Raw genomic sequence first — 19,665 nt, 5'->3', positions numbered from 1 at the left:
CTTCTTCCCGGCCTTCTTCCCGGCCTTTAAGCATGCCTCGAAATTCAGCTTGCTGCTCTATCTCATCCAGCGTTCGTTCCAAATTATAGATCATTATTTCCACCTCCTGCGGATTGGCTCTCTCTAATATGATTGGCATAAGCGGTCGCGTTGTTGAGCATCGCTCGGAAGTCCTGAGCCGCGGTCCAATTCCCTTCTCCATTATAGAGCACCGCTGGGATGATCACAGGGAGCCGAAAGCCTTGGCGCTCCCGTTCTTCGACCGCAGTGTTATTGTAGATGTCCCGCCAGATTTCCACCATGTACAAAAGAAGTCGAAAAGGCATCCCGTAATCCACGGTGGATTGGAGTTCCAATAAGACGTAAAAGACCATATCTTCTCTACTGTGCAAGCGGTAAACGATATCGGATTCTTTCTCATTGAAGTCCTGAAGGATATAGCTTTTTTCCACACGTGTGAGGTCGTCTTCCCGGATATCCTCTGTCCATGCTTCCCCGACAAAGGTTTTTAAGAGTTCAAGAAACGTGGCCTTATTGGCTAACAGCTCTTTATACCCTTTATCGTGCGGATGATGGGCTGGGTTTTCTTGCGCCCGGGGCATCTCATCAACTCCTAGCTATTCCTAATTACAATTATAACATATTCTCTAGTATCCCAACATTCACAAATCCTTTTTTATCACCGTGCGATGAACCCTTCGCGAGTTTCAATTCTTTATAGGCAGGCTAAAAGCGATGGAGTACATGCAGACTGCTATCACCTATTGAAACCGCAGAGGCGAGTACCAATCTTGGATCCGAGGAGGCAGGTTCGACCTCACCCGTTTTCGTTTTTATTGACGGGGCATTTATCACTAACAAAAAGTAAACCTCTTAGCGAGAAATACCTTCGCCTTCCGATGACAAAAAAACAAGGGATTGAGTTATAAACTCGTTTCCTTGTTTGTAAATTTCAATTTACTCCTCTTCCCTCTCTAAATATATCTGGCCAATATGCTCATCATATGCGAATAGCTCTGCGTACCTACCCCAATCTATTATTGTAGCGAGCTGATTGAGAGCCTCTTCTTCACCAAAATGACGGGTTAGTACATTTAGAAAAAATTCTTCAGGCATCTTACCATTGGATTTTGAATTTAAAGCTGATAAAACCGTATTCAGACTGCCAATACGTTGTAAAGCCTGGTCTCTAAAGATCTCTTTTCTCTGAAGAACACTCGCTTCTGCAAACTCCTTACCAATAGTCGTTAGCTCTATATCCCCCTCCTTAACCTTTATCATTTCAAGCAAAGATGCAGCTTCCACAATTGGCAGGAGGTCTTCGAGGTCTAGGCTCAACTGGTCTCCCAGCTTATATAAATCCATCTTTTGACCAATATCTTCAAGCAACTCGATAAAGCCTGTTAAAGCCCCGGCCCGTGCATGAGGCAACTGAACTATTTTCTTTGCCGTATCTTCCTTTTGAGTCGTGATTTCAACCTCTTTAGCTGTCAAGATGGAATAAATTTTATCAACCAGAGCTGTAAAAGCTTTATCTTGTTTATCTCGCCAATGAGGCAAATTAATTGGAATATTTGCAACTACTCTGGCCGGATCTCTGGATAAGACAACGGCACGGTTGGCCATGTATACTGCTTCTTCGATCCCATGGGTCACCATAACGATAGACTTGGTGGGTATCCGTTTGTCCAGCCAAAGCTCCAGCAAGTCACGTTTTAGGTTCTCGGCAGTCAGCACGTCCAAGGCAGAAAACGGCTCATCCATCAGCAATAGGTCAGGCTCCATAACCAAGGCCCGGCCTAATCCAACCCTTTGTTTCATACCGCCGGAGAGTTCCTTCGGATAAGCTCCTTCGAACCCGTCTAAACCTATCATATCAATAACTTCTATGGCCTTTTCTTCTTTTTGTTTTGCGTTAAGGCTTTGGTTATTCTTTAGACCAAGCTTAACGTTTTCCAGGACAGTAAGCCACGGAAACAATGCGAAGGATTGAAATACCATACTCATGCCTGTTCTAAATCCTTCACCGGTTTCATTTTTGTAATATACCTTACCCTGACTAGGCTTGACCAATCCGGCAATTATCCGTAGCAAAGTGGATTTTCCGGAGCCGGATGGCCCTAAAATGGCCACGAATTCACGTTCATGTATTTCCAAGTTTATATCGGAAAGCACAGTAGCATTATTGTTTCCTGGCAGATCATAGGACTTAAAGATATGCTCTAATTTGATTAATGCTTTCGCCACGAGACTCGACCTCCTTCTTAGACAATTTTACTTAGGCAATATTAAATTTCTCATTCGCTATTGCATACAACTTTCGCCAAATCAGTCGATTTGTAACAACAACGATGAGAGCCATCACTGTAATCCCCCAAATGATTTTCGGCCAATTACCTTCATTGGTTGCCGAGGCAATATAGGCACCTAGACCGGTTGCCACTAAATCATGGTTTTGCCAGGAAACAATTTCGGAAACAATACTGGCATTCCAAGCTCCACCGCTTGCGGTGATCCAACCGGTAACGAGAAACGGAAAGATGGCCGGCAAAATAAGTCTTTTCCATTTTTCGTAACGATTAAGTCCTAAAACCGTACTGGCTTCTTTTAAGTCATTGGGAATTGCCAAGGCACCGGCGATAACATTAAAAAGAATGTACCACTGTGTACCTAACATCATTAAAGGTACGGCACCTATTTCAAGGCTAATATGATGGTTAAGATAAAACAGAGTGATAAAAGGAAATACCATGTTGGCCGGGAAAGAAGCGGCAATTTGCACCAATGGTTGGGCGAAGCGGGATAGTTTCGGATTCAATCCTATAGTTACACCCACCGGCACTGTCCACAAAGTCCCGATCAGCGTTCCCAGCAAAACACGCAGGAAAGTATAACTCCCATATTCCAATGGTTTTAACATGTCGGCTTGACTTAAGTGCAAAACTAACAATACTCCATCAATAACATGCTTACCTACAATATAGATTAACCAAAAGGCAATGACCCATTTGAGTAATCGGGTGAACATATTAACTACAGGATTTTCCTTAGTAGTTCGCCTAATACTTTTAATTCCTTGGAACGACTCTCTAATTCTTAAGGTAAAAGCCTTTATATAAGCCTGTACTTGAGAAATAACAACCGACTTTCTCAATAAATCCAGGAACCAGGATTCCTGGACATCCCCTTCTGACTGCTCCATCTTGAACTTTTGCGACCAAGCAACCAGAGGCCGCCAGAACAATTGGTCTACCACGACAATCATCAAGATCATTGTGGCAATGGATAGATAAATCGCATTCATGTCTCCTTTGTCAATAGCTGTTGCCATATAAGAACCAATACCGGGCAGTTTAATGTCTTTTCCTAACACTGAAATTGCTTCACTGGCAGCGAGGAAAAACCATCCTCCTCCGAATGACATCATACTGTTCCAGACCAAGCCAATCATCGAATAAGGTAGTTCCAGCTTGGTAAATCTACTGAATCCGGACATACGTGTCATCGAGGAAACTTCCCGCAGTTCTTTCGGAATAGCTGTTACAGAGTAATAAAAGCTAAAAGTCATGTTCCAGGCTTGCCCGGTAAAGATTGCAAAAATAGAGGCTAACTCCGGCCCCAGCATATTTCCAGGAAATAAACCAATCAACCCCGTAATTGTGACAGATAAGAATCCCAATACCGGAATGGACTGTAAGATATCAAGCAATGGAATCATGACAATGCTCGCCCTTTTGTGATAAGCAGCAATACGTCCGTAGACAAAGGCAAATATAAGTGATAACCCATAGGCCAGAAACATTCTTAGCAAAGACCGTCCGGTATAATAAGGCAATAGAATAGGGTTAAGGCTTAACTCGGAGGCTTGTTCCGGAATAAAGGATGCTTTCATTCCGCTCCCTAAGGTAAGTAAAAAATATAATAAGCCAATAGACAAAGCAATTACTAAGATGTCTACCCAACCAAACTTCCTCGTCTGTTGAGCCTGAATTAATTCTCTACGCACCGGTAACACCTCCAATTCCCCACTCCACTATCCTAATGATTACATTTTATAATTTGAGATAGTGGCTGGTGCTTTGTGATTTAATTGTTAAGCTGCTTCGTCGGTCAGGCATATCCATATATTAACCAACCACCACCTTTTAAAATAAAATAACCTGGGGAAAGCACACCAAAAGTGCATAGCCCAGGTTAATAACCAGAACCTCTTTCCCCACTCGTTTGAGCTTTGGCACTACACGACGTAGAATGAACAATCCATTCAGCCACATTAAGTAAAACCTTAAGCCGGTAATACCTGTTCTACCCATTGGCGTCTTTCGACATTTCCGGGCAGTGGCCTTTGTTCGTATAGGAGCCTCACCTAACGAAGAAATAATTATGAATTTGCAATACATATCTTAGATATTATTTATTAATTTGTCAACTATTTCTTATAACTTAAATAGACTCCTCAGTATAGGTGTGCCTGGCTACGTGGCTTCGGCCATCGGACCTTATATTGTAGGGGTGATTGTGTCTCGCTACTCTCTTTCTCTTGCTTTTGCCATGTTTGGCCTGGTCGCTTTGGCCGGAGCGATAATCACGGCTCTATTTGCTGTGGAGACTAAAGGCAAAATATTGGAGCAAATTTCACCCTAAGTACACTCCAGCGTCATTGATTCAATACCACCTGGTCTGCGAGCGGGGGGTATTGAATCAATTGATTCTCACGGTAAGTTAGAACGGGTTGAGCCAAACTAAAAAGGAGTGATTCCTAATTTGAACTTTGAAAGCGATGAAGAAATATTTGCTGCGGTATCTTACACATCACGATTTATCACCAGTGTGTTTCCGGTCGATTGCACTATTGGTATTACAGATGTTACAAAGTTTCTAGCTTATTATCCTGGGAATAAAATTGACTTGAAAGTAAAACCGTCTACGTTCCTGTAGCCTCTTTGATCACAATCGGCCTGATACGACTACCGTATTTCTCTACAAAAGCATCCCAGTGCCTATGCGAATCAAAGAGTATCTCTTTCAAAACATTAGCTTCCATATGCTCCGGCTTACCAAATCTGCAAGTAAAGGGGTACCCTATAGAAGTACCCCAAAAACTTATACTCCCTGATATATAGAAAAACGACCACTCTCGTGGTCTCAATTCAGGCGAGCAAAGGGTACCATTTTGGTACCCACTGGCTCAGGTTTTGTGCCTAATCTCATTTTGCAGCTCCAGGAGCTTTTCCAGAGGAAGTCCGGTGATTTCCGCGATGAGTTCGAGCGTTAACCCTTTCGCCAGAGCCGCCTTGGCTGTCAGCACTTTCTCTTCTTCCCGGCCTTCTTCCCGGCCTTTAAGCATGCCTCGAAATTCAGCTTGCTGCTCTATCTCATCCAGCGTTCGTTCCAAATTATAGATCATTATTTCCACCTCCTGCGGATTGGCTCTCTCTAAGATATGATCAACTTCCTGCCTCAAAGGTTCTGTGAGCCGGCTTTTCAGAACATGTTTAATCCAGATGACGAGCTGCCTGAAGTCCTCGTTCTTTAAGTTTCGGAGGTTATCGACCATTTTCCGCAGCCGCTTGACCAAAGCTTCCCTGCTCATTTTTTGATCTAAGGCAAAAATACTGGCAATTAGGTTGGACGCCCGGATCAGCATGTCTTCCGGATAACGATTGACGTCAAACAAGATGTATTGAAAGTTTAGATGTCCCGCCAGATTTCCACCATGTACAAAAGAAGTCGAAAAGGCATCCCGTAATCCACGGTGGATTGGAGTTCCAATAAGACGTAAAAGACCATATCTTCTCTACTGTGCAAGCGGTAAACGATATCGGATTCTTTCTCATTGAAGTCCTGAAGGATATAGCTTTTTTCCACACGTGTGAGGTCGTCTTCCCGGATATCCTCTGTCCATGCTTCCCCGACAAAGGTTTTTAAGAGTTCAAGAAACGTGGCCATTAAGTAAAAGAACAGAAGGATAACTTCTCAAGGAATATTTTCAGGTACCCTCAAGAGAACGTGACGAACTAGAAAAACTTATGATAACTATATCAAACATGTAGAATTACCCGGGGACCGGAACCCTTGGGACCCCAGCGCGTATAGGGTAGTTATTTTTGCAAGTAGAAACGAAGAACAGATCCTTCTTTAAATGGACCAGCCACCAGTTTATACCCCTGCTTAACAGCCTCTTCCGGAACTGAGCGAAATGATTGGGGACAATCGGCAATAAGCTCTAGTACTTGACCTGCCACCATCTTAGCCAGTATTTCCAAACTGTAAATCAGGGGATATGGACAAGGTTCTCCCCTTAAATCCAGTGTATAATCCACCCTAATCTTATCCATGGGTAAGATTCTCCTCTCTTTTCCCTAAAATATTTTCACCCAAAGGCAGCTTGACCAGACTGGTGAAGCTTTTTCTTTTCTCAACATATCTGATAAAGACATAAAGAAGCGCAAGAAAACCGTAGACGATAAAAAAGGCTGCCGGCCATCCGTAAAGCTTAACAAAATCAACCTTAGGCCAAGGCGCTACCAAAACCTGGTAGATCCCTTTATCCCAGAGAAGGGTTAAGACCGTAGCTCCAATAACATTGCCGATACCTACAAACCAGAAATGAATCTGACCTTCCATGGCCCGATACATCCATCCTGTCTCACAACCGCCGGCAATTACGATTCCAATGCCAAAAAGTAGCCCTCCAAGGATTGCGCCAGATCCTGCCCACATCACTTTGGCCGGAGTGCCGTGGGCAATAAACCAGGCAGTTCCTAGCGTTTGGATTCCCATTCCCCAGATAAGAGCCTTGGCAATCGTGCTCCGCCCAGAGATCCATAAATCTCGGAAAGCCGATGTAAAGCAGATTTGGCCTTTTTCAATCAACCAGCCAAAACCGAGACCAAATAAAGCGGCCGTAGCCAGGGCACTTAACCCTTTTGTAAAATAAGTTCCTACGATGATAAAAAATACGACTAAAACTACTAAGGCTAGCCAGGGCTGTCTACTTTTCTTCAATTGAAGAGCGGCCTGAACTATAGAACCCTTTTGCGCCACAATTTTAGGTGTACCCAGGAACCAGGAAGATAAAGCAATTTTTAAACCAAACCAAGTTCCTGCAATTGTTCCAATGGTAAACAGCATAGCATGTAAGGTAAATTGAGGTACTCCGGTAAAAAGAGCAGCTAAGTTACATCCCATAGATAAACGGGTCCCGAAACCGGCTATGATTCCACCGATTAAGCCCTGAACAAGACGGCGTTTCTGAATCGGCACACGCAGTTTCCAATTTCCTCCAGATAGAGCGGCGATAAGCGCACCAAAAAACATACCGAAAACGACCCATCCATCCACCCTTTGCCAGGGCATCACATCCATTTTAATGATCTTAAGGTAACTTAATTGCTCGATAGGATAGCCGGCCAGCTGTAACAGATGCCCTCCCCAACGGGTAAACTCTCCTGTAACAGCCCAAACCGTGCCTAACACGCCAAAATAAGCTGCACTGAGAATTCCCAAGGTAATTACTACCGGTAGAGGCGCATAAGACCCGTGCCACCATTGTTTCATGAGAGAACCCCTTCCTCGTATGTTTCAACTATTAGTTTATAATTATATGTTTTATAACAATATGATTATAATATCTAATAGATCATTTTTCAACCCTTTTTAAATCTACTCAGCAGTCAAAAGTTCAAACAACTTACCCAACGAAAAATCCCCCTTTTACCCGGATACTACCATTTTCTCCAAGTAGAGGGGGGATATAGACATCTAAAAGGGACAGATAATTAGAGTTGATAATTAGCGATGGTCAATATCAGTAGTCATATCTTCCACGAACTTAATGAAATTCTCAATCTGATAGGTAAGACTGCGTCTTAAAGCCCCCGTCTTAGAAGCTAAGGCTTCTACATTGCGCCAGCGCAACTCAGCCCCATAGGCATGGCGGAACATGTGCCTAAATCTCCGGAGCTCATCCAAATCATACCAAAGCTCCTTCGTGATTACAGCGGGGCGTACATCAGGTATTTTTAGTTTCATCGAACGTAACAGCTCCCGATGATAATCTCCACCGAGAGGCTGTCCACCGTCAAAAGCCTTTGAAATCCGTTCGAAAATTGCCTCTACACCGGTATAAAAATGGTATAAGTAAGCAGCAACGGCCATCACATCCGAGCCACGGACCGGTCCCTGGTCTTTCGCTATCTCTTGTACCAACTCCATAATGGAATCAAGCTGTGCCTGGCAGGACTCCCAATCAGATAGGATATTAGCAATAAGAGTTTTATAGCTGGCGGCCCGCTTTTCGGCAGCGGTCATAGGATCACCCCATCTCTTTCAATGTTAGAGCGCAGAGATTCCCGGGCAAATTCAAGCTGCACGACATCCACCTTGATCGGGTCAGCTATACTCTCCGCAATTCCGTAAGCTTTGAGGTAATGCTCTTCGGGGAGTCCTTTCACTGCCAAATCAATATCCGAATCTAGCTCGAACTGTCCAGTAGCCAGCGAACCGAACAGCACGACTTCCACGCCAGGGAATTCTTTACGCAGGACCATTGCAATTTGTTCCGCCTTAGCCTGAGCAACTCTCAAACGCTCCTGCGTCCTTGCTTCTTCCTCCGCTATTCTCTTTAAGTGCCCTGCTAAATACGGAGACGTCCCCACGATCAGCCCTCCCTTGTTCCAATAATTTCCTTAAGCTTAGAATAGCATGGAATTGGGGATAATTCAATGACTAATAATACTGCGGGTATTTCAAAGGTCTTATCAGAAGAAGTATTAATCCTTGCAAAAAGATCCTTTGCCTGGGTCTCACCTAGATCATCTCTTCTAGGATATCTTGGTATGCATGACTTGCGTACTGGCTCCCACGATCTGAGTGGTGTATGACTCCTCTTGATGGCTTAGAACTCAAACAAAGGAGTTTCAATCCACGCACCCGCGAGGGGTGCGACCCGGGCGCGAATTTGCTTGTTATGCGAAAGTATTCCGTTTCAATCCACGCACCCGCGAGGGGTGCGACCTAACCCGATAAATAGCATGATGGGTTGATTCTTTGTTTCAATCCACGCACCCGCGAGGGGTGCGACGCAGCCACCGTCACAATGTCTACGCCAGATCTGAGTTTCAATCCACGCACCCGCGAGGGGTGCGACAGGTCAGCCGCGCCGCTTACAGTCTGACTTGCAAGTTTCAATCCACGCACCCGCGGGGGGTGCGACCTGCGCCGTAGTCCGGAAAGCAGCTCTCAAACATGTTTCAATCCACGCACCCGCGGGGGGTGCGACCGATCTTTGACGTAGGAGCAACAGTCCAAATCGTTTCAATCCACGCACCCGCGGGGGGTGCGACCATGAGCCGGGCTGAAGCCGTTCTGCTCATCACAGTTTCAATCCACGCACCCGCGGGGGGTGCGACTTTACGAATACGTCACTCCACCGCCTACTCCTGTTTCAATCCACGCACCCGCGGGGGGTGCGACCTTGTCAATGACTAGGTACTGCTGTCCACCGGGTTTCAATCCACGCACCCGCGGGGGGTGCGACGTAAAGCATGGCCCACGGCAACGCTTCAGCCAGTGTTTCAATCCACGCACCCGCGGGGGGTGCGACTCATACTCAAAAGCCTTATGCGGTGGAACGTTGTTTCAATCCACGCACCCGCGAGGGGTGCGACTTCTCTGCAGCTTCGGGGCATGTAAACACATCGTTGTTTCAATCCACGCACCCGCGAGGGGTGCGACTTTGGTGCTACAGCCCTTAGAAATGCATCACTGGTCGTTTCAATCCACGCACCCGCGAGGGGTGCGACGCTTATATGAAATGCACTATAGATAGAATTGATGTGTTTCAATCCACGCACCCGCGAGGGGTGCGACCACGATCTGAGACATTATCATGCCACCTGGCTGTACGTTTCAATCCACGCACCCGCGAGGGGTGCGACCTTGTCTCTGACTACATCCAGGAGCCGTTTTTCCCAGTTTCAATCCACGCACCCGCGAGGGGTGCGACTTAAGGCCGTGTTTGCTATAGGCCTCTGCTGAGAGTTTCAATCCACGCACCCGCGAGGGGTGCGACCTCCTCATTTTGTTCTTGTTAATTTGGATTTGGGCCTGTTTCAATCCACGCACCCGCGAGGGGTGCGACTGTCACTACTACGATCGACAAGGGTGAGGACTGGAAGTTTCAATCCACGCACCCGCGAGGGGTGCGACCCTGGCATGGTCCTCACCTCCTTTAGTTTTGGGAAGTTTCAATCCACGCACCCGCGAGGGGTGCGACGGACTGGACAACTATAATCCATATCTTCTTAGAAGTTTCAATCCACGCACCCGCGAGGGGTGCGACCAACGGCAAGAGGTAGAAAATCGGTGTCATCAAGAGTTTCAATCCACGCACCCGCGAGGGGTGCGACCTCTCATTGGTCGGAAACCGTAAGAGTGCTTGAAGTTTCAATCCACGCACCCGCGAGGGGTGCGACTTTCTCGATCATGGCCACTGCATCATAGGGAGCCGGTTTCAATCCACGCACCCGCGAGGGGTGCGACTTAGGAGATAAAAACTATAATACTTTACTTTGGGGTTTCAATCCACGCACCCGCGAGGGGTGCGACAATTATCTATGGAATAGGTAGTTGGCTACATGGCGTTTCAATCCACGCACCCGCGAGGGGTGCGACCCAAACTTTCGACGAAAAGATAACAAAACTTCTTGTTTCAATCCACGCACCCGCGAGGGGTGCGACTGCATTTATTTGTATATTTATGTATATGTTCATGGTGTTTCAATCCACGCACCCGCGAGGGGTGCGACTCGTAGCCTATTTTCATAATATTACCTTCCTTGCAGTTTCAATCCACGCACCCGCGAGGGGTGCGACAAAATACTATGTTCTGTGAGCTGCAGGGGCATACTGTTTCAATCCACGCACCCGCGAGGGGTGCGACTTTACAATTTTTGTTACACTCAACAACCATCCCTTGTTTCAATCCACGCACCCGCGAGGGGTGCGACATGAGCTTCACGAAAAAATCAAGCCTTATATGCTCAGTTTCAATCCACGCACCCGCGAGGGGTGCGACTGAGCAGGGAACACACCCTGCACGGTCGGTTATTGTTTCAATCCACGCACCCGCGAGGGGTGCGACGAAATGCTTGCAGGAACATTTAACCTTCTTTAGCAAGTTTCAATCCACGCACCCGCGAGGGGTGCGACGTTGCATAGTTTCAAACTTGGTTTCTCTGTTATTGGTTTCAATCCACGCACCCGCGAGGGGTGCGACGGTAGCAGAATACCCCTACTTCTAAAGTAGGGGAGTTTCAATCCACGCACCCGCGAGGGGTGCGACTTAAACATTTTAAATAATACTGATACAGTTAAACTGTTTCAATCCACGCACCCGCGAGGGGTGCGACACAAGAGGGCGAAACTGCCTCTCGACGGCCTAGATGTTTCAATCCACGCACCCGCGAGGGGTGCGACTTTAATTTAACGACGGACGGCCCACCTGATACCCAGTTTCAATCCACGCACCCGCGAGGGGTGCGACGCAAATTCTTCTTCAAGTATTTTAGCAAATTCAGTTCCTTTTCCATAAAAGATAGAATGTTTCAATCCACGCACCCGCGAGGGGTGCGACCCGGGGATATGCATAACCTTCGCAATCTGTTCGCGGTTTCAATCCACGCACCCGCGAGGGGTGCGACTTATATTCGTGAGATATTTTTTCCACATAATTCTTGTTTCAATCCACGCACCCGCGAGGGGTGCGACTCCAGTAAAAGATAGAGGAGATTCTTGTACATTTGTTTCAATCCACGCACCCGCGAGGGGTGCGACAATAATTGAATCCTATCTTCATCTGTCTTTTTAATGTTTCAATCCACGCACCCGCGAGGGGTGCGACGGATCCTGGGGAAGAATTGGATAAGTTGATTGCCGTTTCAATCCACGCACCCGCGAGGGGTGCGACAAGCCTATGTCTGACGAATTAAGAAAAGCGATTGATGTTTCAATCCACGCACCCGCGAGGGGTGCGACGCGCTTCGCGTCGATGGTGTCTGGTGTTGATAACGAGTTTCAATCCACGCACCCGCGAGGGGTGCGACCGAAGCGCGTACTTTACCGCTTGCCAAGAAAAGCAGTTTCAATCCACGCACCCGCGAGGGGTGCGACATGGAATCCAACGCTTACGCTGCATAATTAGCCGTGTTTCAATCCACGCACCCGCGAGGGGTGCGACTACACATGTTTTTATCCCTCACTTTGATACCTAAGTTTCAATCCACGCACCCGCGAGGGGTGCGACCGCGACAGGAATTCATCCTCAACTTGGTTGACAGGTTTCAATCCACGCACCCGCGAGGGGTGCGACGTGTAATTATAATGGGTATTGTCCAAATGTAAAGGTTTCAATCCACGCACCCGCGAGGGGTGCGACGCGCACATACGTATTCATTCCGGCCAAAGTCCGAGAGTTTCAATCCACGCACCCGCGAGGGGTGCGACGGTCCCTCCGGTCGCTATGTATAGATTAACCCTAAGTTTCAATCCACGCACCCGCGAGGGGTGCGACGGTCCCTCCGGTCGCTATGTATAGATTAACCCTAAGTTTCAATCCACGCACCCGCGAGGGGTGCGACACAAGGGGAGGTGTAGGGTATGTGGTTGCTCGAAGTTTCAATCCACGCACCCGCGAGGGGTGCGACGTACAACAAAACCCGCTCACAGCGCATCGAAAACGTTTCAATCCACGCACCCGCGAGGGGTGCGACCCGGTCCTCGAATCAGATGGTGCACAAGGCTTTTGTTTCAATCCACGCACCCGCGAGGGGTGCGACTCTAAAGCCTCCCTCATTGCTTCTGCGGACTCTTGTTTCAATCCACGCACCCGCGAGGGGTGCGACGATGCCACATAGTCCGAAAGATGCACTACCATCTCAGTTTCAATCCACGCACCCGCGAGGGGTGCGACGATATGATCCCGCTCAACCGGGAGTACAACAAAACCAGTTTCAATCCACGCACCCGCGAGGGGTGCGACACTTTACTCCGACGCGTTATCCACTCGTCATTCGCGTTTCAATCCACGCACCCGCGAGGGGTGCGACTTGCCGCTATTCGCTCGTTGACTTTTTGCGCATTGTTTCAATCCACGCACCCGCGAGGGGTGCGACCTACTGCAAAGACTGGCAGATTGCGAAGGAACTAGGGTTTCAATCCACGCACCCGCGAGGGGTGCGACCTGGCCAGTTCATCCGGATGCTCTCGGAGTACTCGGTTTCAATCCACGCACCCGCGAGGGGTGCGACGCGTAGGATTGGTAATTACTTTTTCGAGCACATGTTTCAATCCACGCACCCGCGAGGGGTGCGACTACACCAGCAATGCCTTTAATGCCATAGAAGATGTTTCAATCCACGCACCCGCGAGGGGTGCGACACGGGCTTGATCAAAGTCTCTTCACTTGTCGTTTTGTTTCAATCCACGCACCCGCGAGGGGTGCGACTTTAATTCTTTTGCTAAGGGACAGAGAAATTTTGTTTCAATCCACGCACCCGCGAGGGGTGCGACTGTTACAACTAATTTTTGACCAGCACTCCACGTACCCGTTTCAATCCACGCACCCGCGAGGGGTGCGACTTAACATTAGTTTGATCATAGGTAAATACACAAGTTTCAATCCACGCACCCGCGAGGGGTGCGACAAAACCGCAATTGAAAGCCACAGCTTTTTCTGGTGTTTCAATCCACGCACCCGCGAGGGGTGCGACATCCGTCAGGCCATAGAACGCCAAAAACAGCAGGGCGTTTCAATCCACGCACCCGCGAGGGGTGCGACCAGCAGAGAAGACTATCTTGAATATCACGAAAGTGTTTCAATCCACGCACCCGCGAGGGGTGCGACCACCACGGTCAAAGCGGTAATGATACCTTGATACAGTTTCAATCCACGCACCCGCGAGGGGTGCGACCTTCATCAAGATACATCTCATATTCTTTTATCTCGTGTTTCAATCCACGCACCCGCGAGGGGTGCGACACGGCGCTTGAGGGGCACAGGTTCAACCTTACGAACGTTTCAATCCACGCACCCGCGAGGGGTGCGACTAGGCGTAACTTGTTTATCGGCTTTTGAGAAACAAGTTTCAATCCACGCACCCGCGAGGGGTGCGACTGTAGTGCGACCGCATAACCACCATGATAATCAGCGTTTCAATCCACGCACCCGCGAGGGGTGCGACCTTGAAATGTTTAAACGCTTTAAGAAAGCTAATGTTTCAATCCACGCACCCGCGAGGGGTGCGACTTAACGGCGCTAACCAGGGGGCCTTATATGTCCAGGTTTCAATCCACGCACCCGCGAGGGGTGCGACTTTGAGAGCATTCCGCCAAATCCACCGAGAGTCCTGTTTCAATCCACGCACCCGCGAGGGGTGCGACTAATCGTGCGCAGCCCCAGCAATCAGCGCCACCAGGTTTCAATCCACGCACCCGCGAGGGGTGCGACTATTCTGCACGGTATGCTCATCCGTGTCAACGTAGTTTCAATCCACGCACCCGCGAGGGGTGCGACTTAAGGTTGCGAATTTTACATTTGGGGTTAAAGGGTTTCAATCCACGCACCCGCGAGGGGTGCGACCCAGCATTTCCAGCGCGGTAGCCTTATTCTTTTCGTTTCAATCCACGCACCCGCGAGGGGTGCGACTATATCACGCGCGAAATGCTCACAAAAACCAAGCGGTTTCAATCCACGCACCCGCGAGGGGTGCGACTGTCCATTTCTTTTAACCCTGTATTCTCTAAGAGGTTTCAATCCACGCACCCGCGAGGGGTGCGACGACGGAGCCAATGACTGGACAACGCCGATATTATTATGTTTCAATCCACGCACCCGCGAGGGGTGCGACAACCTCATCCCCATCAGCCAAGGTCAACATTCCCTGTTTCAATCCACGCACCCGCGAGGGGTGCGACAAATAAAAAACCGCATGGAGCAGTTATCTACTGAAGTTTCAATCCACGCACCCGCGAGGGGTGCGACGGGATATCCGCCTCCTTGAAGCGGTGGAGGCTATTGTTTCAATCCACGCACCCGCGAGGGGTGCGACCGTAACCATATTGCTGTTTCCCTTTCCGCCGGGTAAGTTTCAATCCACGCACCCGCGAGGGGTGCGACAAAAATGGAGTGTTTCTTTAATATTACAAGAGAGGTTTCAATCCACGCACCCGCGAGGGGTGCGACTATTGACTGGTCCCTGCCGTGCCCAAGCATTTTCGTTTCAATCCACGCACCCGCGAGGGGTGCGACCGCGACGGCATCGACTTCCGTCCCCAGCGCTACAGTTTCAATCCACGCACCCGCGAGGGGTGCGACCCGCGGGCAATCTTCACTTTTTCCCCATCATGGTAAAGTTTCAATCCACGCACCCGCGAGGGGTGCGACTAATCCGTGGCCGCTACAGTGGATTCAACGCCTTCTGTTTCAATCCACGCACCCGCGAGGGGTGCGACAAAGTGAGTTTGTTCGCAGAATCGGTGCCAAGGAAGTTTCAATCCACGCACCCGCGAGGGGTGCGACTACTTCAATCTGTTGATTATGTTGAAACATTAAGGTTTCAATCCACGCACCCGCGAGGGGTGCGACTTAATACTAACAAAAAAATGATACTCTTTCTCACGTTTCAATCCACGCACCCGCGAGGGGTGCGACGTTCCAATTACGATGTTGTTATTAACTGAGAATTTGTTTCAATCCATGCACCCGCGAGGGGTGCGACTTCCATGCACTCAGCCAAGTACGGATCCCGGAGCAGTTTCAATCCACGCACCCGCGAGGGGTGCGACAGATCATGGTTATGTTTGGTTCCATCAATATGATGTTTCAATCCACGCACCCGCGAGGGGTGCGACAGATCGGCAAGCTGATTCCCAACACCAATAATCTGTTTCAATCCACGCACCCGCGAGGGGTGCGACAATGCACCTGTGGGGCCAGCAAGGCAAAGATTAAGTTTCAATCCACGCACCCGCGAGGGGTGCGACTTAACCTAATGGCGCTCAATGAGAAGTTCGGCCTGTTTCAATCCACGCACCCGCGAGGGGTGCGACTGGGGGCTGAGCTTATCTTTTGCGACGTCAGCCGGGTTTCAATCCACGCACCCGCGAGGGGTGCGACGAGCTGATTAAGACAGATCCCACCGTGGGTGCAAGTTTCAATCCACGCACCCGCGAGGGGTGCGACGTCGATGGAGAACGGCTGGAAACCGGGTCCACAGGTTTCAATCCACGCACCCGCGAGGGGTGCGACCAAGTAAGGCTGACTTCTCGCCATGGCCATAAGGGTTTCAATCCACGCACCCGCGAGGGGTGCGACGCGGGACAACAGGAAAATTTACCCTGAATATAAAATGTTTCAATCCACGCACCCGCGAGGGGTGCGACGCACTTGGTTATGATGAGCGAATGCTGGTCATCATGTTTCAATCCACGCACCCGCGAGGGGTGCGACTTGATGGCGTGCTTACCCAAAAGCTTCTGGCAGGTTTCAATCCACGCACCCGCGAGGGGTGCGACAATTGTTGAGTGTGTTTTATGCCGAAGACCGTACGGTTTCAATCCACGCACCCGCGAGGGGTGCGACCTGCATGCGCCCGCCAACCACTCCCCGGCAGCGGATGTTTCAATCCACGCACCCGCGAGGGGTGCGACGATCTCCATGATCAAAGCACTGAAGAGCTCGAAAAGTTTCAATCCACGCACCCGCGAGGGGTGCGACGGGGAGACTGGCGCGACCTGGAGAAGATAGCGCCGGTTTCAATCCACGCACCCGCGAGGGGTGCGACTTGTGATATTTAGGCCCAGGAAGAGAGTGGAACAATGTTTCAATCCACGCACCCGCGAGGGGTGCGACGAACCTGGTATGCTTGTGCTGGCAACATCACAGCGGTTTCAATCCACGCACCCGCGAGGGGTGCGACGATTCTAGCACACTTGCTGAAATGAGTGCAAGTGTAGTTTCAATCCACGCACCCGCGAGGGGTGCGACTGTAAAAACTGGGCGTTCCTGGTACACCTGGGAGGTTTCAATCCACGCACCCGCGAGGGGTGCGACCAAGCTAGCCGTGAAGGTGTTCGAGCCCGTGAAAGTTTCAATCCACGCACCCGCGAGGGGTGCGACTATGGTGATGACTTAGCCCAGAGGTTTGGGCGCCGTTTCAATCCACGCACCCGCGAGGGGTGCGACTTGCCTTGATTGGAGGTGATGTAGTTGGCGAAGGTGTTTCAATCCACGCACCCGCGAGGGGTGCGACAGCACCTGCAAAAAAGCAGGCTATATCAATAGCTAAGGTTCTTATCTTCGCGAACCCTAGCTTTGATAACTTCAGGCTCTTCCAAAAGAGTCGGTTTTTGCACAAAAAGCAGCTATTCAAGCCGCATGCGATACCCTCAGCAAATCATGTTCACATGAGGTTCGCACTTCACTTAAACGATTATCACTCCTTCTGGATCAAACGTTGTTTTTGCACCTACATGTTCTACTCTTCTTTTCCAGTTACTCCCTAAGAAGTAGTATCTCAAGCTGTCTACCTCTGAATCTATTATCCCCTCCAACTTGTTTTTTAGCTGGGCAAACTGGGCAGGGTCGACAAGACATTCGAAAACGGAATTTTGTACTCTTTGCCCGTAATTGACACATTGCTTGGCAACCTGCCTGAGTCTTTTCTTCCCAGCTTCTGATGTGGTGTTCACATCATACGTAATTAGCACCATCATTGCAGCTTACCTCCCTTATTTCCAGACAAAAGGTGGATAATCGTCCATATCACCTCTGAGATATCTGGAAAGCAACAAAGCTTGGGCATAAGGCAAAAGCCCTACGGTTATCTTTTCGTTCAAAAAAGGATGAGTTATTTCTTCTCTTTTTCTTGTTTGCCAAGCCTCTAATACGATTTTTCTCGCTTTTTCCTTTAAGATTACACCACCTGACTCCTTCTTGACAAAGTGATCAGCTGTAACCTGCCGCCGGTTGATCAGACTGAGAACAAGTCTATCCACCATATAAGGGCGGAATTCTTCCATTAAGTCCAATGCCAGACCGGGCCTGCCTGGGCGATCACGGTGCAGAAAACCTACATAGGGATCTAACCCTACAGTTTCGAGGGCACTTCTTGTTTCATTTGCCAGTAATGTATAAAAGAAAGAAAGCAAAGCGTTTAAGTTATCCATTGGTGGCCTTCGGCTTCGCTCTACCATAAAAAAATGTTCTCTCTGGCTGAGCACCATATCGTTAAATACTGAGAAATAGTCTCTTGCGCTTTCTCCCTCTATACCTCTAATTTCATCCATGGATGAAGCCCTGCTAACTCTAACAATGTTTCGGGCTAACTCTTTATTAATGCGCTCATTCCTATCAACACTATACTTTTCCCCATGATCACTGATAAAACGTCTCAGCACCGTTCTGCAGTTCGCTATTTTACCGATGATAAAGCGCGAAGCTAATTTTGTGCAATCATTCGGCGAATCAGCCATTCTGTATTGTTTGCGCCTTAAAAGTACGTTGCCTTTAACCGGTCCGGAAATACTTGCAAGAAATTTCCCATGCTCGCTTAGGAATGTAACTGATACTCCCCTTTCAGCACATAGACCTAATAATGCCGGACTGCCCCCTGTATAACCGAATGTGACTATCCCTTCCAGGTAATGAATCGGCGTGCGGAAGATTTCTTTATCCTCTACCTTAACCACCAAATTCTCCCCATCTTTCGCCAGATAGGCTTCTGGAGTTGTCACATACAGTACATTTAGCATTTTCCTCATCAGCTATTCTCCCGCATCCTTTTGCGCTTCCTCAACCAAATTCTTCAGATAGTACTCAGTCACATTCCGTTTTGTACCGAGGTCAGGTACACATATGTTTTCCAAGGAGCAGTTCCTGCATTTTGACTGTTTTTTAACCATGGGAGTTATTCCTTTTTCGTATAGATCGTGCATTCTAGCCGTGAGCTTTCTGACCCTCGCTCTCAATGTTTCGTCAAGATCAACCCGATGCCTGTGCCTTGTCTCACCATAAAATAAATAGGCTGTATCGATTTTTACCCCTAACATTTCCTCTATACAGAGGGCCTGAGCGCATAATTGAACTTTATCCCTGTCATCTGCTTTTGGTTTTCCCCTTTTGTATTCAACAATACTAATTATTGTTGAAGAGGTATCTCCAGGGTCTTGCCAGTATTCAATTGCGTCAGCTACCCCATATAAACCCAGTCTCCTCGAAACCAAAGGAACAGAACGCACGATCCTAACGTTATTTCTGGTTTCCGAAAAATACGGGTCATCCACTCTCTCATGCATTTGTTTGCCTTCTACGGTAAGGACGTTTTCTTCCCACTGTTTTTCAATGTGGATTAACGCCCACTGCCTTTCGCAGAAAGCAAAATGCTGAATACCGGATAAGGCCAGTAAATCTTCATCTTCATATGATTGGGAATTTTTCATTTCCCTATTATTGTCTCTTAACAAATGCCACTCCCTAATATCCTTCTGACTGTCAGAATGTGCATAATATTCCAAATCATTTACACCGCCTAGAAATTAGTATAAGAATTAACCTTTCAACATTTTTTCATCCATCCTCTTTCCCCCGTCTTCGACAAGAAAAAG

The 19,665-nt window shown here is 48.4% G+C and carries 13 protein-coding genes, 1 CRISPR repeat array and 1 riboswitch; of the genes, 1 reads left to right on the top strand and 12 read right to left on the bottom strand.

Annotated features, from left to right (window positions below):
* Positions 1–83 precede the first annotated feature (83 nt).
* From J0X21_RS09860 to J0X21_RS09850, 3 genes are all read right to left on the bottom strand, one after another.
* Positions 84–602, bottom strand: a complete 519-nt coding sequence (locus J0X21_RS09860; protein ID WP_206812035.1) for an Rpn family recombination-promoting nuclease/putative transposase — start codon at positions 600–602, stop codon at positions 84–86.
* A 355-nt stretch (positions 603–957) separates the two neighbouring features.
* Entirely contained in the window at positions 958–2,247 is a 1,290-nt protein-coding gene (locus J0X21_RS09855; RefSeq protein ID WP_206812034.1) for an ABC transporter ATP-binding protein, read from the bottom strand.
* Between the two features lie 31 nt (positions 2,248–2,278).
* Positions 2,279–4,006, bottom strand: a complete 1,728-nt coding sequence (locus J0X21_RS09850; RefSeq protein ID WP_206812033.1) for an ABC transporter permease — start codon at positions 4,004–4,006, stop codon at positions 2,279–2,281.
* 202 nt (positions 4,007–4,208) lie between these two features.
* Positions 4,209–4,381: riboswitch (M-box (ykoK) riboswitch) on the bottom strand.
* A 98-nt stretch (positions 4,382–4,479) separates the two neighbouring features.
* Here J0X21_RS09850 and J0X21_RS09845 point away from each other — a divergent pair.
* Positions 4,480–4,644 carry a hypothetical protein gene (locus J0X21_RS09845; RefSeq protein WP_206812032.1) on the top strand — a complete coding sequence of 55 codons (165 nt, stop codon included), beginning with the start codon at positions 4,480–4,482 and terminating at the stop codon, positions 4,642–4,644.
* 544 nt (positions 4,645–5,188) lie between these two features.
* Here J0X21_RS09845 and J0X21_RS09840 read toward each other — a convergent pair.
* The 9 genes from J0X21_RS09840 to cas4 all read right to left on the bottom strand — a co-directional run bounded on the left by J0X21_RS09840 (position 5,189) and on the right by cas4 (position 19,575).
* Positions 5,189–5,677, bottom strand: a complete 489-nt coding sequence (locus tag J0X21_RS09840) for an RpnC/YadD family protein (RefSeq protein ID WP_206812031.1) — start codon at positions 5,675–5,677, stop codon at positions 5,189–5,191.
* Positions 5,678–5,691: 14 nt separating this feature from the next.
* Positions 5,692–5,949: an Rpn family recombination-promoting nuclease/putative transposase gene (locus tag J0X21_RS09835; protein ID WP_206812030.1), complete on the bottom strand. Its 258-nt coding sequence runs from the start codon at positions 5,947–5,949 to the stop codon at positions 5,692–5,694.
* Between the two features lie 152 nt (positions 5,950–6,101).
* Positions 6,102–6,338: a sulfurtransferase-like selenium metabolism protein YedF gene (gene yedF, locus J0X21_RS09830; protein ID WP_206812029.1), complete on the bottom strand. Its 237-nt coding sequence runs from the start codon at positions 6,336–6,338 to the stop codon at positions 6,102–6,104.
* Complete coding sequence (gene yedE / locus J0X21_RS09825; protein ID WP_206812028.1) at positions 6,331–7,560, bottom strand: selenium metabolism membrane protein YedE/FdhT; 1,230 nt, start codon at positions 7,558–7,560, stop codon at positions 6,331–6,333. The genes yedF and yedE overlap by 8 nt, the downstream gene beginning before the upstream one ends.
* Before the next feature lie 234 nt (positions 7,561–7,794).
* Positions 7,795–8,313, bottom strand: a complete 519-nt coding sequence (locus tag J0X21_RS09820) for a ribonuclease toxin HepT-like protein (RefSeq protein WP_206812027.1) — start codon at positions 8,311–8,313, stop codon at positions 7,795–7,797.
* Positions 8,310–8,660, bottom strand: a complete 351-nt coding sequence (locus J0X21_RS09815) for a nucleotidyltransferase family protein (protein ID WP_328812674.1) — start codon at positions 8,658–8,660, stop codon at positions 8,310–8,312. The genes J0X21_RS09820 and J0X21_RS09815 overlap by 4 nt, the downstream gene beginning before the upstream one ends.
* A 258-nt stretch (positions 8,661–8,918) precedes the next feature.
* Positions 8,919–17,312: a CRISPR direct-repeat array (repeat unit 32 nt; unit sequence GTTTCAATCCACGCACCCGCGAGGGGTGCGAC).
* A gap of 172 nt (positions 17,313–17,484) precedes the next feature.
* Positions 17,485–17,775: a CRISPR-associated endonuclease Cas2 gene (cas2, locus tag J0X21_RS09810; protein ID WP_206812026.1), complete on the bottom strand. Its 291-nt coding sequence runs from the start codon at positions 17,773–17,775 to the stop codon at positions 17,485–17,487.
* A gap of 15 nt (positions 17,776–17,790) precedes the next feature.
* Complete coding sequence (gene cas1c / locus J0X21_RS09805) at positions 17,791–18,822, bottom strand: type I-C CRISPR-associated endonuclease Cas1c (RefSeq protein ID WP_206812025.1); 1,032 nt, start codon at positions 18,820–18,822, stop codon at positions 17,791–17,793.
* A 3-nt stretch (positions 18,823–18,825) separates the two neighbouring features.
* Positions 18,826–19,575 (bottom strand): CRISPR-associated protein Cas4, encoded by a 750-nt coding sequence (cas4, locus tag J0X21_RS09800; RefSeq protein ID WP_236006194.1) that lies wholly within the window; start codon positions 19,573–19,575, stop codon positions 18,826–18,828.
* Positions 19,576–19,665: the final 90 nt, after the last annotated feature.

Source organism: Paradesulfitobacterium ferrireducens (assembly GCF_017310645.1).
GTDB classification, from domain to species: domain Bacteria; phylum Bacillota; class Desulfitobacteriia; order Desulfitobacteriales; family Desulfitobacteriaceae; genus Paradesulfitobacterium; species Paradesulfitobacterium ferrireducens.
The sequence above is the reverse complement of the archived record's forward strand: the minus strand, read 5'-3'. Positions and strand labels throughout refer to the sequence as shown.

Bases quoted from the DNA above. Each gene is read 5' to 3' on its own strand.
- J0X21_RS09860 (WP_206812035.1), bottom strand. From the start codon at position 602: ATGCCCCGGGCGCAAGAAAACCCAGCCCATCATCCGCACGATAAAGGG.
- J0X21_RS09835 (WP_206812030.1), bottom strand. From the start codon at position 5,949: ATGGCCACGTTTCTTGAACTCTTAAAAACCTTTGTCGGGGAAGCATGG.
- yedF (WP_206812029.1), bottom strand. From the start codon at position 6,338: ATGGATAAGATTAGGGTGGATTATACACTGGATTTAAGGGGAGAACCT.
- yedE (WP_206812028.1), bottom strand. From the start codon at position 7,560: ATGAAACAATGGTGGCACGGGTCTTATGCGCCTCTACCGGTAGTAATT.
- J0X21_RS09820 (WP_206812027.1), bottom strand. From the start codon at position 8,313: ATGACCGCTGCCGAAAAGCGGGCCGCCAGCTATAAAACTCTTATTGCT.
- cas2 (WP_206812026.1), bottom strand. From the start codon at position 17,775: ATGATGGTGCTAATTACGTATGATGTGAACACCACATCAGAAGCTGGG.
- cas1c (WP_206812025.1), bottom strand. From the start codon at position 18,822: ATGAGGAAAATGCTAAATGTACTGTATGTGACAACTCCAGAAGCCTAT.